We start from the raw sequence: 14,825 nt of genomic DNA, 5'->3' as shown, positions 1-14,825 counted from the left end.
AGAAAACATTTAGAAAACGGATACAAAATTAGAAGTTTTACTTTATAAAAAGGGAGCTAAAAAAAACTCCCACAAAAACTTGACTCAATCATGGCTAGAGCAAGACTTGAAATCAATAAATTGGGTTGATTAGTATTATATAGAGAGTTAATTAAAATCCTAAAATTTACACCCAAATTTAAAGTTACACATTTTGATTATTTTATCATTTGTGTAGCTTTTTTGAATTATTTTTGCCCCAAAAGTTGCTCTTCCTCCTGCATAGCCACCTTTATATTCTTTGTAGTTCTGTAGCTAATATATTATTTCTAATAGAAAACAAAATATTTTTTCCGATTAAATATGAAAAAATAATTAGTATTTATCTATTAAAATGACCGTTCCTGATAATTATGAAGAAAACAATAAAAAAATAGGCGCTTTAGCAAGATTGCATTCCGAAAGATTATGAAAAATAACAAGAATAAACACATAACCAATAAAAAAATCGAGTAATCTATTTCATGATTACTCGATTTTTTATAAAGAATAGAATGATAGTTTACAGTGTACATATGTCAACTACGAGCGATATTTAATCTGTGATGCTATAATCCGTTTATAGATAAGTAAAAGAAAAGAGGGCTAGAATGAAATTAGATGAATTTAAAATAGGACAAAGCTTTAGAACAAAATCCTTTAAAGTTACAAAAGAAGAGATAGTAAAGTTTGCAGGAGAATTTGATCCCCAATATATGCATGTAAATGAAGAGAAAGCAAAGGAAGGCAGATTTAAAGGAATAATTGCTTCTGGTATCCATACTTTAGCTATTTCATTCAAACTATGGGTAGAAGAGGAGAAATATGGGGAGGATGTTATAGCTGGAACAGAAATGAATCATATTAAATTTTTGAAAGCCGTTTTTCCAGGAGATGAACTTTATACGATTGTAAAAGTTCTCGAAAAAAAGCAAAATAGGAGTGCTACTGGAATTCTTACAGTTTTGCTTAGCACGTATAATGATAAAGAGGAAGAAGTGTTTGAAGGGGAATTATCTGTACTCATCAAACAATGAATAAACAGGATTAGTAATTGATTAATGTAGTCTTGCTGTCATTAAGCTGTCTTAAAGGAGCTTAATGGCAGTTTTTTTGGTTGAAAGCGCTAACTATAAAAACAAAAGAATTTTTAACAATTTGTGAACTTTTACACAATCTATAAAGTTGATGTTATACTTTGGTAGATAAACGCATCAACGCAATTATCAGATTATGAAATCATTTGGAGGATAAATGATGAAAAAGAAATTTATTGCAACCTTTATTTTTGCTTTTTCTTTCGTACTTATTATTGCAGGCTGTGGGAATGAAAAAACAAATAGCACACAAAAACAAGAAAATGAAGAAAAGGAAGCTGAGGCAGTATCGGGAGCTTCTCAAACAAGCTATACACCGTATGAAGAGCTTAAAGACAGCTATGATATTATCATTGTTGGAGCTGGCGGCGCTGGGATGACTGCTGCATTAGAAGCAAAGGCCAAAGGATTAAATCCCGTTATTTTAGAAAAAATGCCTGTTGCAGGTGGAAATACAACAAAAGCTTCTTCTGGAATGAATGCTTCTGAAACTAAGTTTCAAAAAGAGCAAGGAATTGAAGATAGTAATGATCTTTTTTATGAAGAAACATTAAAGGGTGGACATGAAACAAATGATAAGGAAATGCTACGTTTCTTTGTTGATAACTCAGCTAGTGCGATTGAATGGCTAGATACGATTGGTATTCGTTTGAATAATTTAACGATTACTGGTGGGATGAATGAAAAACGTACCCACCGACCTGAAGATGGATCAGCGGTAGGGCAATATATTGTAGATGGTTTATTGAAAAACGTTCAAGAAAATGGGATACCTCTTTTTGTCAACGCAGATGTGAAGGAAATAACTGAAAAAGATGGAATTGTAAATGGTGTAGACGTACTTTTCAATCAAACAGAGGAAAAAACAATTACAGCAAAAGCGGTGGTTGTCACTACAGGTGGTTTTGGCGCTAATATGGAAATGATAAAAGAAGTAAGAAGTGATCTAGGAGATTATGTAACTACAAACCAAGCTGGTAGCACTGGTGATGGTATTAAAATGATAGAAAAATTAGGAGGAGCGACGGTTGATTTAGAGCAAATTCAAGTCCATCCAACAGTACAACAAGAGGAGTCTTACTTAATTGGTGAAGCAGTTCGTGGTGAAGGAGCTATCTTGGTATCTGTAGAAGGAAAAAGATTCACAAATGAACTTGATACTCGTGATAAAGTAACAGCAGCAATTAATGAACTACCAGAAAAATCAGCATACTTAGTGTTTGATTCTGGCGTAAAATCACGTGCAAAAGCAATTGAACAATATGAGGAAATGGGCTTTGTGCTAGAAGGAGAAACAATAGAAGCGCTTGCTGAGAAAATGAATGTTTCTTCAGATGAACTGCAAGTAACATTAGATACTTGGAATAAAGCTGTTACAAATAAAGAGGATCAAGCTTTTGGAAGAACAACAGGAATTGAAAATGATTTGTCAAAGGCACCTTACTATGCTATTAAAATTGCTCCTGGTATTCATTATACAATGGGTGGAGTAAAAATAAATACAAATACAGAGGTACTTAATGAAGAGGGTCAGACTATTCCAGGATTATTTGCTGCAGGAGAAGTAACCGGTGCTCTACATGGTGAGAATAGAATTGGAGGAAATTCTGTTGCAGAGATTATCATCTTTGGTCGTCAAGCAGGTGTAAAGTCTGCAGATTATGTAAAAGCTCAATAGATTATTTTGAAAAACAATAGAAGTTAAAAAAATTACATTGGTAAGATAAAAGATTCAAATCGTGTATGATTTGAATCTTTTATTTTGGAAAAATCCATTGTTGAAGAATGGAGGACATCGGACAAACGTTTTCCATCATACTTTAATTGCAAAGGGGAGTTGGGGAAAATGAATAAAGAGGATCAGAAACAAATAATTATTGTCGTAATGGACATATCGAAAATGAAGCGATTTGTTATGATGGATATGGGAATAGGCACATTATCTTATTACTTAATTAAAATGATAAATGGAAATATTGTTATCGATCTAATTGGAAGCACGATTATTACAGAGGGTGTAAAGAGAATATATAAAGAGATGAATAGTAGAAGAAAAATAGACTAATACATAGAATTCCATTAACTTGCCTTAAGAAATTTGTAAAAGGGAGGAAAGAAATTATCCCTTTTACGTATAATTAAAAAAGTGCTCTTCATTATTCAGCAAAGATTGAATTTGTATAGAGCTAGATGACTATAGATATAATCTATCCATAAATAAATTGACGAATATTTCGAAATTGGTTAAAATCTTTCCTAAGAGAAACATTTTTAAACGAAGGTATAATTTTTGTATATACGAAAAAGTTAAAAATAATACAGAGGAATAAGGGGGATTTAAATGCCCGAAAATTTATTGGTTGCATTTGGTTTGACATTATTAGCGGGGCTGGCTACTGGGATAGGAAGTATGCTTGCATTTTTTACATCGACCACCAATACAAAATTTCTCTCTTGGATGCTAGGTTTCTCTGCCGGTGTGATGATTTATGTATCGATGATTGAAATCTTTGTGAAAGCAAAAGATGCATTAGTTGGATCATTAGGACAGCAAACGGGTAATTGGCTTACTGTAGCAGGGTTCTTTGGTGGAATATTGTTAATTGCTTTAATAGATAAATTTGTTCCTGAACAAGGAAACCCACATGAGTTAAAGAAAGTGGAAGATATTAATAAATCTAATGTAAGGCAGACAGATCACTCTCTTTTGAAAATGGGAAGTTTTACTGCACTGGCAATTGCTATTCACAATTTTCCAGAAGGGATTGCAACCTTTACTGCAGCTCTTCAGGATCCGGGACTTGGTGTAGCAATTACCGTTGCGATAGCGATACATAATATTCCAGAGGGAATCGCAGTTGCAGTCCCTGTTTATTTTGCGACAGGTGATCGAAGAAAAGCATTTAAACTTTCCTTTTTGTCAGGATTAGCAGAACCAGTCGGCGCGATTGTTGCCTTTCTTATTTTAATGCCATTTCTAAATGATGTTATGTTTGGACTAATTTTTGCAGCAGTAGCAGGCATTATGGTTTTTATTTCACTAGATGAATTATTGCCAGCAGCAAAAAAATATGACGAAGGTCACCTATCGATATACGGCTTAATAGCAGGAATGGCTGTGATGGCAGTAAGTCTGTTATTGTTTATTTAAAGCTTGGTTGAATAATATTAAATGAATTACGCTATTCAGTTTTTTAAAAATTATTTCCTTTTTGAAGCAAAAAAACTTTTAACAACGAAGTGGGGGACAGTCCACTCCTACGGGGAATAAAGCAAGCTTTAGCCAAGGAGCTAAGGTTGTCCCCCCACTTTTTCAAGAAATGCCTAGTTCTAAATCACTTCTTCTCCAATAAATTATTTTCCTTCTCCATTTTCTCTTCTCCACTTCTAATTTCATTTTATTTGTTTCTAATAAAAAATTTTCATGCTTTAATCTTTCAAGCTCCAATTGATCTTTTAGCATAGCATGATTTAATTTTGTCTGCTTCTCTAAATGGGTAGTTATAATACCAGCTAGGGGAATAGAAAATACAGTTAAAACGATAATGACAGTAATCATTTTTTAACTCCTTCTGTTTTTACTAAATAATACGGCTGTATAAAGCAAAAGTTTCAATTATTTAAAGGCCAAAGAGGGCTTCTCTCTATAGATTTGGATTTTTTTTACTGCATAACAATAGACGTTAATGAAATGATATAAAGGTAGTAAAAAAATTTAAGGACGGTGGCTGCTCTATGACGGTAATTTCAGACGTTAAACAAACAATTGCTGGTTTAAAAAGTGCACAAGCAAGTTTAGAAACCTTTGCTTTAGCTACAGATAACCAATCGGCAAAGCAAATATATCAAACTGCTGCACAACAAACACAACAAATAGTTGATTCCTTAAATCCAAGGCTACAAGAGATTCAGAAAGAAGAACCACAATATGCACAACAATAATACATGCTAAAAATATCGAGAAGCCGTTTCTAGGAGAAAATTGACTTCCCTTCTATATACGGCTTCTCTTCTATTGGAGGAAAAGATGACAGTTGCATCTAATGTGAAGCAGACTTTAGCGAGTTTAAAAGGTATTGAATCCCAGCTATCTGCCTTTGCTCTTCATTCCATGGAAGAAGAGGCCCAAAAGGCTTTTCACGAAGCAATGGTATTAGTTGGAGAGATTAAAAATGATATTCAGCTAAGGGTATATCAATTAGAGCGAGAAGAAAAGGAATATAGCTCTTCTTAATGGGATGGTGAAAACATGTTTATCGTAGTTTTGCGTTCTTTGCTTTTTGTCATTGTATTATTTATTACCACAAAACTATTAGGAAAAAAGCATATTTCTCAGTTATCCCTTTTTGAATACATAGCAGGTATTACACTGGGAGATATCGCAGGAGAGGTTATCCTAAACTCCAGTCTTAGTGTTATGCATGGGATACTCGGGATATTCGTCTTTGCAATCATCTCCTATTTAGCAGATGTGATTTCCTTAAAAAGTAAAACATTGCGCAATGTAATAGAAGGCACTGGCACGGTATTGGTGGAAGATGGAAAACTCCTGGAAGGGAATTTGAAGAAAGAGCATTATACGATTGATGATTTTTCTACGCTTTTGCGGCAAAAAGATGTTTTTAGCTTGGCAGAAATTGAATATGCTGTACTTGAGCCAAAGGGAATGCTCAGTGTTTTATTGAAAAAGGAAAATAGACCCATCACTCCCAAAGATCTTAACATGAAAGTGCCAAGTGAAAAGGCGCCTCAAACGATCATAATGGATGGGAATATCGTTTATGATTCTTTAACAAAAGCGGGAAAAACCCCATCTTGGTTGCGTATGGAATTAGAGAAATTAGGTGTAACACAAGATAATGTATTCCTAGGGCAAGTTGATTCTTATGGGGAACTTACCATTGACATTTTTGACGATAAAATCAAGCTGGCAGAAGCACAAGAAAGACCACTATTGCTTGCGACGATAAAAAAAGTACAAGCAGACTTGGAAATGTATTCGCTACAAACAGACAATAAAGAGGCGAAATTAATGTATAGAAAAAATGCGAATAAAATGGAGCAAGTAAAAAATAAAGTGAAAATGTATTTAGGAGATAATATCTAATGAAAAATAGATGAAAGAGAAGGATATATCATCTATTATAGAAGGGAGGATAACGATGACAAAATAATTGTAGGTGAACAGGATGGATAGACAGGCTGAAAAAGCATTAGTAGGAGAAACAGCAGCAATTCAATATGTAAAAGATGGAATGACAGTTGGACTAGGAACAGGATCTACAGCATTTTATGTGATTAAAACGATGGGCGAAATGATTAAGGCAGGGATGAATTTAAAAGGGGTTGCCACGTCAAAAGCTACGGAAAAATTAGCAAGTGAATATGGAATTCAATTAGTTGATATCAATGAAGTGGAAGAATTAGATATTGCCATTGATGGTGCAGATGAAATTGATGCCAATTTCTTTGCTATAAAAGGAGGAGGCGGAGCATTATTACGAGAAAAAATAATTGCGAGTGCTGCCAAAACCTTTATTGTTGTAGCTGATGGGAGCAAGAAAGTCCAAACCTTAGGCCATTTTCCTTTGCCTGTAGAGGTAGTTCCATTTGGGTATAAACAAACAGAGAAAGCTATTCAGAAATTAGGGTGCAAAACAGAGTTGCGGATGAAAGACGAAGAGATTTATCTTACGGATAATGGAAACTATATTATCGATTGTTCTTTTTCTAGTATCCAAAACCCCAAGCAATTACATCAAACACTGAATAATATAGTAGGAGTAGTAGAAAATGGTCTCTTTATTCATATGGTTGATGTATTAATCTCTGTAAATAAGCAGGACGAAATAATTGTTGATATAGCTAAAAATGAATAATGGTGAATATTGAATAATCATATATTAAAGATGAAAATGTATTAAACATTAACTTGCAGTTAGCCCTCGTCTAATAAATGGTTAGGTGGGGGTAACTGCGTGATATCTCGTTGGATTTAACCATGCAGAAAAAATGTCTAATAAAGCTTAGTTTATGAAAGCGTTTCCTTTTTGGCTTTTCAATATACCATGAAAAATACCTCAATGAGAAAGAAGCATTATGTTAGAGAAAATGGCAATCAATAAGGGAGAGATAAAATGTCTTTAAGAGAAGAAGCTTTACATATGCATCAGGTTAAACAAGGGAAATTAGGGATTTATGCAAAGATAGATGTGAAAAATGCCCATGATTTAAGTCTAGCTTATTCTCCAGGAGTTGCCGAACCGTGTAAAGAAATCTTCGAAAATCCTGAATCTGTATATGATTTTACGATGAAAGGGAATATGGTGGGCCTCTTGACAAACGGTAGCTCTGTACTTGGTTTGGGGAATATTGGGGCAGCGGCCTCTCTTCCGGTTATGGAGGGAAAAGCAATTTTATTAAAAAGCTTTGCTGGGGTAGATGCCTTTCCGATTGCTTTAAATACAATAGATAAAGATAAGATAGTGGAAACTGTGAAATTAATGGCTCCTACTTTTGGTGCAATCCACCTAGAAGACATTGCTGCACCTGATTGTTTTCAAATAGAAGAACGATTAAAGCAAGAATTAGATATTCCTGTATTTCATGATGATCAGCATGGAACGGCGATTGTAGCATTAGCTGGTCTTATTAATGCACTGAAGCTTGTAAATAAAGAAATGAAGGATTTAAAAATTGTTATAAATGGGGCTGGTGCTTCGGGGATAGCCATTGCGAAACTTCTCTTTTCTTCTGGTGTAACCAATATGATTTTATGTGACACAAAAGGGACGATTTATGCAGGAAGATCTGTTGGAATGAACCAAGCAAAAGAATCTGTGGCAACCTTTACAAATGGAGAAAATGAAAAAGGGTCTTTGCGTGATGCTATTAAAGGAGCGGACGTATTTATTGGAGTTTCTGTCGCAGGTACCTTAACAAAAGAGATGGTACGAACGATGAATCAGGACGCAATTATTTTTGCGCTGGCAAATCCAGTGCCAGAAATAAGTCCTGCTGAAGCGAAAGAAGCAGGTGCTAGGATAATCGGAACAGGAAGATCTGATTTTCCGAACCAAGTAAATAATGTATTGGCATTCCCAGGTGTTTTTCGTGGTGCTTTAGATGTCCGAGCAACGGCTATTAATGAAGCGATGAAAAAAGCTGCTGCTGAAGCAATTGCAGAATTAATTGCGGAATCAGAGTTGGATGAAGAGTATGTTATTCCAAGTCCTTTTGATGCAAGAGTAGCTCCCGCTGTTGCGGCGGCTGTTGCGAGAACAGCAATGGAAACAAATGTAGCGAGAATTCAGGTCAATCCAGAACAAGTGAGAATGAAAACGATGAATCTGACAAAGCTAAGAGATGAATAAAGGAAATGAGAAAAGCGGCCGTTTGTCAAAATAAGACTGGCCGCTTTTCTCATTAAAGTGTATGTGTTTCGGTTACTTCTTCTGTAGGGAGAATGGAAGCACTCGTGCTTTGTTTATTTGTTTTTACCCTAAAAAGAAGATTTAACAGGATAGCAGCTATACTTCCAGTAATAATTCCATCACTGACAATGATACGTAGTCCAGAAGGAAGTTGATCAAATAAAGTAGGAACAGCAGTTGCTCCTAAGCCGATGGAAATAGAGCATGCTATAATCAATAAGTTAGCTTGATTTGTAAAATCTACTTTACTAAGCATTCTGATTCCAGAAGCTACAACCATCCCAAACATAACAACCGTTGCTCCGCCTAATATAGGTGTTGGGATTATGGTAGCGAATGCTGCAACTTTCGGAATGAGTCCTAGGAAGACTAAAATTCCTCCGGCAGCGACAACAACATTGACGGTTTTCACTTTAGAAAGCTGTACAAGACCAACGTTTTGTGCGAAGGTGTTATACGGAAATGCATTGAATAATCCACCTAAAGTAATGGCCACTCCTTCTGCTCGATATCCTCTTGTCAAATCTTTTTCACTTAAAGGAGTTTCCGTAATCTTGCTTAGTGCAAAGAAAACGCCAGTTGATTCAATGACGATAACCAAACCAACAATTAACATTGTAAGGATCGGACCTATCTCAAAGCTAGGAGTTCCGAAATAAAATAGTTCAGGGAAATGGAACCAACTCGCCTCTTTTACTGGGGAAAGATTCACTTTTCCAAGAAAAGCAGCAACAACAGTACCGACGATAATTCCCATTAGAACAGACAATGATTGCATAAATCCTTTTGTGAAACGATTTAACAAGAGAATAAATAATAATACCCCGAATGAAAGAATCAGATTTTCAATGGAACCAAAATCTTCACTAGTTGCTCCTCCGCCCATATTTTTAATGCCTGATGGAATGAGTGATAAACCGATTATTGTGACCACTGTTCCTATCACGACAGGAGGGAAAAGTTTCGTTATTTTACTGAAAAAAGGAGCGCAAATAATCATGAAAAGTCCTGTTATGATGATAGCTCCATAAATAGCAGTAACTCCGTAATTTGTTCCTATGGAAATCATCGGCGTTACAGCAACAAAGGAGCTACCGAGAACAACGGGTAATCCAATTCCTAAATATTTATTTTTCCAAGCTTGAAGCAAGGTGGCAATTCCGCATGTTAATAAATCAATTGCAACAAGATAAGCGAGTTGTTCGGTTGTTAAATTTAATGCTCTTCCAACTAATAACGGTACGAGGATAGCACCTGCATACATGGCAAGCACATGCTGAAGTCCTAAAGAAAAAATTTTTAAACCCTTTTCTTTGTTTTGAGCCATTCATTACACTCCTTTTTCTTATAATGTTAATAAAGTTAACACTTGTTGTTATGCTAATTAACATCATAATGAGCAAGAAGAAAGAAGTCATTGGTTATATTGTACAAAATATTTAGAAAATATAGATTATATATCTAAGTAGACTCCACTATATTTGAATTTGCTTTTTTCCTTCATTCGTTTTTAATATCGACTTTATCCGGAATGCAAATCGAAGATGAAAGGTTGTTTCTGGATCTTTCAGACTTTTTCCTAAGAGTTCTTCACATTTCTCTAAACGATAGATTACAGTGTTACGATGAACATAAAGGCGTTTTGCCGTTTCAGAAATTTGGCAATGCGTTTCTAAGTATACCGATAAAGTATTTAGTAATATCTGTTCCTCTTCCTGCTGCTGATTGGTTGTAAATGATTGAAAGATATATTCGTAAAATTCCTGAAGATCCTTCGTTGGAATAATTCGTAATATCTCAAAGACATCCTTTGGCCGGTGAATCTGGATAAAGGGGATATTGCCAGATAGCTGTCCAATATGTAAGGCACTAAGTGCTTCTTTATAGGCATTAGGTAAATTTAATAGACGCTGAAAAACATTGCTAATACCAAATGAGATAGACCGTTTAAAGGTATTTCCAATATACTCTTGAATATTTTGCAAATAAGGAAGAATCGAATGGTCTAAATCATAAGATGAATGGGCGACTTCCATAATAATAATACAGTGATCATCTTTAATAAAAAGCTGGGAGTTAAATGGTGCTTTTTTTATTTCCGTTTCCAAATATTCATATATATAATCCACCTCAACTGAATGCTGTGTAAAGGAGATATATTGATCACTGTTATCCATTTTGCCAATAATTGCAATCGAAGCATGTTCACTTTTTAAAGAAAATTCTTTTGCCCGACTTTCAATTTCCTCCGCAAAAGTAAATTTGCCTTCCACAAACTGAGCAAAGAAATCATTTCGTGCCCTTCGTGAATATTGCTTTACTGTATTTTCTCTCATTAGCTCAAAAGATAAAACGTTGGTAGCTTGTTCAATGGTAAGCAGTAAACTCTTGTCTTCAATCGATATTTCTCCAAGCACAACTAAAAATGCTGGCTTCCTCATATGAGTATAAATTGGAAAAATAGTAAAAACTTCTTCTGTATTTCTGCTCGAAAAACAAGAATAGGGCGAGCTTGCTAATAAAAATTCATATCCTTTTGCATGAAGGGAGCTGAAGTAGTTTTCAATCGAATTTCTAGTATGAGAAGAGGTATGCATTTGAAAATGTGCATCAAGTAAAACAATTCGCTTGTTAATCATTTGCGATAGGTCGTCTACAAGCCTTTTTATCCCTTTTCCTTTCAAAATATGCTGTGTGAATTTTCGATGGGTTTCAAAGGCATTGGTTAGCTCTGCTGTTCTCTGACTCAGCATATAATTTAAAGAGCCATTAACAATTTCACCAAGTGATGTTTCTAATGGAATTTCTAAAAGTGGAAAGCCTTTTTCATTTGCAAATTGAATTGCTTCTTGTGGAATCTGTCCTAAAAATCTTTTTGCTTTAATTCCTAGTGCAGTACAATCTTTTTCCTGCATACTTTTTATTAAGGAAAGCAAAACATCAGGCTTATCTTTAAGATGGTAGGCTGTTGTAACTAATAAATCGTTAGGATATAAATATTCAACAATATCTGGCGCATCCATCATCGTAATATTCTTAATTTCTTTATTTAAACCAGTATGACCTGCAATAACTTCCACAGCATTGAAAACAGGTTTTTGTAGTATTTCTGCTAGTTTCATTTTATCTCCTCCTAAAAGAACGCTATATTACAAGTCTTCTCCGCATTTCGGATTTAGTTATTTTATACAAAGTATTTAGATAATTCTAACACTTTATCTAATGTATTGCCAGCGAGTGCTTATTAAAATAATGGTTACATAAATAATAGTGCGTAGTTTTAATGGGCATTTTATGCTAGAAAAAGTTATGGGGAAATAACAAAATGAAGAGCCTTGTTCCTTCATTTTAGGTTGAATTAATTGGAGATCTCCCCTGAATAGGAGCGATTGAAATGAAGACATCTAATGAAATAGATACAAAAGAAGTAGGCAAGTGGATGGAATGGCTGGCTACATTCGGGGCTAACGAAAATGGCGGGGTTACACGACTTCTTTATGATGAAAATTGGCGGTTAGCTCAGCATGCTCTTTTACAAAAAATGAATGAGATTGGTTTAAAAACCTATTTTGATGGAGTAGGCAATCTGTTTGGCAGGCTAGAAGGGTCCCTTGAAAGCGAGAAAACAATTTTGACAGGTTCCCATATTGATACAGTAATAGATGGAGGAAAATATGATGGTGCGTATGGAATCATAGCAAGTCTGCTTGCTTTGGACTATTTAAAGAGACATTATGGAATCCCCAAAAAAACAATAGAAGTTGTATCATTATGCGAGGAAGAAGGGAGTCGATTTCCTTTAGCTTTCTGGGGTTCAGGATCCATAACAGGAAAATATACGAAGGAGGATTGCATAGGTTTATACGATGCGAATAATATGTCCTTTTCGCATGCGATGTCATCCATGGGCTTGCAACCAGATAGAGAAGAAGTAAAAAGAGCAGATATTGATTGTTTCATAGAAATACATATCGAACAAGGTGCAGTATTGGAGAAAGAGCAAGAGTCCATTGGCGTCGTTTCTCATATTGTTGGGCAAAGACGATTTACGGTTAAGGTAACAGGAGAGAGCAACCATGCAGGTACGACTCCCATGTATTATCGAAAGGATAGTATGCATTTGGCTGCTGAATTAATTACTTATGCTATAAACCAAGCTAAGGAAATTGATTCACAGTTAGTAGCAACGGTCGGGAAAATAGTAGCCGCGCCTAATGTTCCGAATGTAATTGCAAAAGAAGTTACGTTTTCGTTAGATGTCAGGCATCATCAAGAAGAAGTACTAGATTATTTTTGCAAGAAAATTTTTGCTTATTTTAAGCAGAAAAGTATAGAGGCGAGCATGAATGTTGAATGGGAACAATGGATGAACGTTAAGGCTGTTGCGATGGATGCAGAATTAACAGAGCTAGCTCATACCATTGTACAAGAAATGAATATTCCAAACCGAAAAATGATCAGTGGGGCAGGGCATGATGCGCAAGTATTTGGAACATACTGTCCGTCTGCTTTACTATTTGTGCCAAGTGTTTCTGGCGTCAGCCATTCTCCCAAAGAACACACGAATCTAGAAGATTTAAAAAGAGGGATTAGTGTTCTCATCCAATTATTGCACCGTTTAGCTTATTAAGGAATGTACATATTTTTATAGAAAGAAAAGAATTATGCGTTGTAGTAAAGAAAATAGATAAAAGGAAAGGACGTTATCCAATGACTTTTTCAGAATTAAACACACCTATAAGAACAATTATGACACCAGGTCCAGTTGAAGTGGATCCACGCGTGTTAAGAGCACTAAGCACTCCTATTTTAGGTCAATTTGATCCTGCGTTTACGTCCATCATGAATGACGTAATGGCAATGATCCAACAAGTTTTCCAAACAAAAAATAAGTGGGCATATCCGATAGATGGAACCTCGAGATCTGGACTTGAAGCTGTCTTGGCCAGTATTATCGAGCCGGGAGATAAAGTACTAATACCGATTTACGGAAGATTTGGCCATTTGTTAACAGAAATTGCTGAAAGATATGGGGCAGATATTCATTTACTTCAATGTGAATGGGGCGAAGTTTTTGACCCGGAAGATATCATTGCAGAAATGAAACGAGTGAATCCAAAAATGGTGGCACTTGTTCATGGTGAAACATCAACTGGGTGTATGCAGCCATTAGAAGAGATTGGTAAAGCATGCCGTGAACAAGATATCCTATTTATCGTCGACGCTGTGGCAACGATTGGCGGTGTAAATGTGCAAACAGATAATTGGCATATAGATGCAGTGATTGGTGGGAATCAAAAATGTTTATCGGTGCCATCAGGAAATGCTCCTATTACATATAATGATCGAGTGGAAAAAGTATTGATTGCGCGGAAAAAGGTAGAAAGAGGGATAGCGACAGACAGTGAGTTAGCAGAGAAAAAAGCCCATGCTCCGATCCGCTCCAATTATTTAGACTTAGCACAATTACAGGATTATTGGAGTCCAAGAAGATTAAATCATCATACAGAAGCAACTTCTATGTTATACGCATTACATGAGGGATTAAGAATTGTTTTAGAGGAAGGACTGGAAAATAGATTCGCCAGACATCAATACCATGAACAAGCATTAATGGAAGGAATTAAAGGAATGGAGCTAGAGTTATTTAGTGATAGCAAGTGTAAACTACCAACTGTTACTTGCATTAAAGTGCCAGAAGGTATAGATGCAGAATCTGTCCGAAGTATGATGCTTCAACAATTTGGTGTAGAAATTGCAAGCTCTTTTGGTCCTTTGTATGGGAAAATATGGAGAATAGGTACGATGGGCTATAGTTGCCGAAAAGAAAATGTCCTATTCGTACTTGCCAGCCTAGAAGCCTGCTTGATTAGACATGGAGTAAAACTTCCTGCTGGTCAAGCACTTCAAACGACATTGGATTTTTATTCAAGGGGTTAGGATAGTAAGTAACAGAGAAACGTTCTCTGTGCTCGAAAGCAAGAGAAAGAGCAAGAAAAGGTAACAGAGGAGCGTTCTCTGAGCCCAAAAGCAAGAGAAAGAGCAGGAAAAGGTAACAGAGAAACGTTCTCTGAGCCCGAAAGCAAGAGAAAGAGCAAGAAAAGGTAACAGAGGAGCGTTCTCTGAGCCCGAAAGCAAGAGAAAGAGCAGGAAAAGGTAACAGAGGAGCGTTCTCTGAGCCCAAAAGCAAGAGAAAGAGCAGGAAAAGGTAACAGAGAAACGTTCTCTGGGCCCAAAAGCAAGAGAAAGAGCAAGAAAAGGTAACAGAGAAACGTTC

At 35.7% G+C, this 14,825-nt stretch carries 14 protein-coding genes; 11 read left to right on the top strand and 3 right to left on the bottom strand.

Annotation, left to right across the window (positions count from 1 at the left end; all coding sequences use genetic code 11):
* The first annotated feature begins 629 nt into the window (after nt 1-629).
* The 4 genes from ACTNDN_RS23320 to zupT all read left to right on the top strand — a co-directional run bounded on the left by ACTNDN_RS23320 (nt 630) and on the right by zupT (nt 4,266).
* Nucleotides 630-1,055, top strand: a complete 426-nt coding sequence (locus tag ACTNDN_RS23320; RefSeq protein WP_109769259.1) for a MaoC family dehydratase — start codon at nt 630-632, stop codon at nt 1,053-1,055.
* A 220-nt stretch (nt 1,056-1,275) separates the two neighbouring features.
* A complete protein-coding gene (locus ACTNDN_RS23315) occupies nt 1,276-2,793 on the top strand; it encodes a flavocytochrome c (RefSeq protein WP_031538545.1) in 1,518 nt (505 codons plus the stop codon).
* Nucleotides 2,794-2,961: 168 nt separating this feature from the next.
* Nucleotides 2,962-3,180 carry a hypothetical protein gene (locus ACTNDN_RS23310; RefSeq protein WP_031538544.1) on the top strand — a complete coding sequence of 73 codons (219 nt, stop codon included), beginning with the start codon at nt 2,962-2,964 and terminating at the stop codon, nt 3,178-3,180.
* A 276-nt stretch (nt 3,181-3,456) separates the two neighbouring features.
* Complete coding sequence (gene zupT, locus ACTNDN_RS23305) at nt 3,457-4,266, top strand: zinc transporter ZupT (RefSeq protein WP_031538542.1); 810 nt, start codon at nt 3,457-3,459, stop codon at nt 4,264-4,266.
* A 162-nt stretch (nt 4,267-4,428) separates the two neighbouring features.
* On the opposite strand, the gene ACTNDN_RS23300 is transcribed toward zupT, so the two are convergent.
* Complete coding sequence (locus tag ACTNDN_RS23300) at nt 4,429-4,674, bottom strand: hypothetical protein (RefSeq protein ID WP_284560955.1); 246 nt, start codon at nt 4,672-4,674, stop codon at nt 4,429-4,431.
* Between the two features lie 176 nt (nt 4,675-4,850).
* On the opposite strand from ACTNDN_RS23300, the gene ACTNDN_RS23295 reads away from it, so the two are divergent.
* The 5 genes from ACTNDN_RS23295 to ACTNDN_RS23275 all read left to right on the top strand — a co-directional run bounded on the left by ACTNDN_RS23295 (nt 4,851) and on the right by ACTNDN_RS23275 (nt 8,488).
* Nucleotides 4,851-5,057: a DUF1657 domain-containing protein gene (locus ACTNDN_RS23295; protein ID WP_031538538.1), complete on the top strand. Its 207-nt coding sequence runs from the start codon at nt 4,851-4,853 to the stop codon at nt 5,055-5,057.
* Nucleotides 5,058-5,142: 85 nt separating this feature from the next.
* Nucleotides 5,143-5,349, top strand: coding sequence for a DUF1657 domain-containing protein (locus tag ACTNDN_RS23290; protein WP_031538536.1), 207 nt, complete (start codon nt 5,143-5,145; stop codon nt 5,347-5,349).
* Between the two features lie 15 nt (nt 5,350-5,364).
* Nucleotides 5,365-6,222, top strand: coding sequence for a DUF421 domain-containing protein (locus ACTNDN_RS23285; protein WP_031538534.1), 858 nt, complete (start codon nt 5,365-5,367; stop codon nt 6,220-6,222).
* Nucleotides 6,223-6,304: 82 nt separating this feature from the next.
* Complete coding sequence (gene rpiA, locus ACTNDN_RS23280) at nt 6,305-6,994, top strand: ribose-5-phosphate isomerase RpiA (protein ID WP_031538533.1); 690 nt, start codon at nt 6,305-6,307, stop codon at nt 6,992-6,994.
* A 258-nt stretch (nt 6,995-7,252) separates the two neighbouring features.
* The gene (locus tag ACTNDN_RS23275) at nt 7,253-8,488 is read left to right on the top strand and encodes an NAD(P)-dependent malic enzyme (RefSeq protein WP_031538531.1); all 1,236 of its coding nucleotides are present in this window, start codon (nt 7,253-7,255) and stop codon (nt 8,486-8,488) included.
* 52 nt (nt 8,489-8,540) lie between these two features.
* Here the strand turns inward: ACTNDN_RS23275 and ACTNDN_RS23270 are convergent, their stop codons facing one another.
* Entirely contained in the window at nt 8,541-9,875 is a 1,335-nt protein-coding gene (locus tag ACTNDN_RS23270; protein WP_031538529.1) for a nucleobase:cation symporter-2 family protein, read from the bottom strand.
* A 148-nt stretch (nt 9,876-10,023) separates the two neighbouring features.
* Nucleotides 10,024-11,670: a PucR family transcriptional regulator gene (locus tag ACTNDN_RS23265; RefSeq protein WP_235251803.1), complete on the bottom strand. Its 1,647-nt coding sequence runs from the start codon at nt 11,668-11,670 to the stop codon at nt 10,024-10,026.
* Between the two features lie 272 nt (nt 11,671-11,942).
* Between ACTNDN_RS23265 and ACTNDN_RS23260 the strand changes: the two genes are divergently transcribed.
* Nucleotides 11,943-13,178 (top strand): Zn-dependent hydrolase, encoded by a 1,236-nt coding sequence (locus tag ACTNDN_RS23260; RefSeq protein ID WP_031538526.1) that lies wholly within the window; start codon nt 11,943-11,945, stop codon nt 13,176-13,178.
* Between the two features lie 80 nt (nt 13,179-13,258).
* Nucleotides 13,259-14,488 (top strand): pyridoxal-phosphate-dependent aminotransferase family protein, encoded by a 1,230-nt coding sequence (locus tag ACTNDN_RS23255; RefSeq protein WP_109769262.1) that lies wholly within the window; start codon nt 13,259-13,261, stop codon nt 14,486-14,488.
* The last annotated feature ends 337 nt before the right edge of the window (nt 14,489-14,825 follow it).

The sequence above is a fragment of the Niallia sp. HCP3S3_B10 genome, assembly GCF_052064465.1.
GTDB classification, from domain to species: domain Bacteria; phylum Bacillota; class Bacilli; order Bacillales; family Cytobacillaceae; genus Niallia; species Niallia hominis.
This window is presented reverse-complemented; position numbering and strand designations above follow the sequence as displayed.

Excerpts from the sequence above, each read along its gene's own strand:
- rpiA (WP_031538533.1), top strand. The coding sequence starts at position 6,305 with ATGGATAGACAGGCTGAAAAAGCATTAGTAGGAGAAACAGCAGCAATT.
- ACTNDN_RS23275 (WP_031538531.1), top strand. The coding sequence starts at position 7,253 with ATGTCTTTAAGAGAAGAAGCTTTACATATGCATCAGGTTAAACAAGGG.
- ACTNDN_RS23265 (WP_235251803.1), bottom strand. The coding sequence starts at position 11,670 with ATGAAACTAGCAGAAATACTACAAAAACCTGTTTTCAATGCTGTGGAA.
- ACTNDN_RS23320 (WP_109769259.1), top strand. The coding sequence starts at position 630 with ATGAAATTAGATGAATTTAAAATAGGACAAAGCTTTAGAACAAAATCC.
- ACTNDN_RS23295 (WP_031538538.1), top strand. The coding sequence starts at position 4,851 with ATGACGGTAATTTCAGACGTTAAACAAACAATTGCTGGTTTAAAAAGT.
- ACTNDN_RS23310 (WP_031538544.1), top strand. The coding sequence starts at position 2,962 with ATGAATAAAGAGGATCAGAAACAAATAATTATTGTCGTAATGGACATA.
- ACTNDN_RS23290 (WP_031538536.1), top strand. The coding sequence starts at position 5,143 with ATGACAGTTGCATCTAATGTGAAGCAGACTTTAGCGAGTTTAAAAGGT.
- ACTNDN_RS23315 (WP_031538545.1), top strand. The coding sequence starts at position 1,276 with ATGAAAAAGAAATTTATTGCAACCTTTATTTTTGCTTTTTCTTTCGTA.
- ACTNDN_RS23285 (WP_031538534.1), top strand. The coding sequence starts at position 5,365 with ATGTTTATCGTAGTTTTGCGTTCTTTGCTTTTTGTCATTGTATTATTT.
- ACTNDN_RS23260 (WP_031538526.1), top strand. The coding sequence starts at position 11,943 with ATGAAGACATCTAATGAAATAGATACAAAAGAAGTAGGCAAGTGGATG.
- zupT (WP_031538542.1), top strand. The coding sequence starts at position 3,457 with ATGCCCGAAAATTTATTGGTTGCATTTGGTTTGACATTATTAGCGGGG.
- ACTNDN_RS23270 (WP_031538529.1), bottom strand. The coding sequence starts at position 9,875 with ATGGCTCAAAACAAAGAAAAGGGTTTAAAAATTTTTTCTTTAGGACTT.
- ACTNDN_RS23255 (WP_109769262.1), top strand. The coding sequence starts at position 13,259 with ATGACTTTTTCAGAATTAAACACACCTATAAGAACAATTATGACACCA.
- ACTNDN_RS23300 (WP_284560955.1), bottom strand. The coding sequence starts at position 4,674 with ATGATTACTGTCATTATCGTTTTAACTGTATTTTCTATTCCCCTAGCT.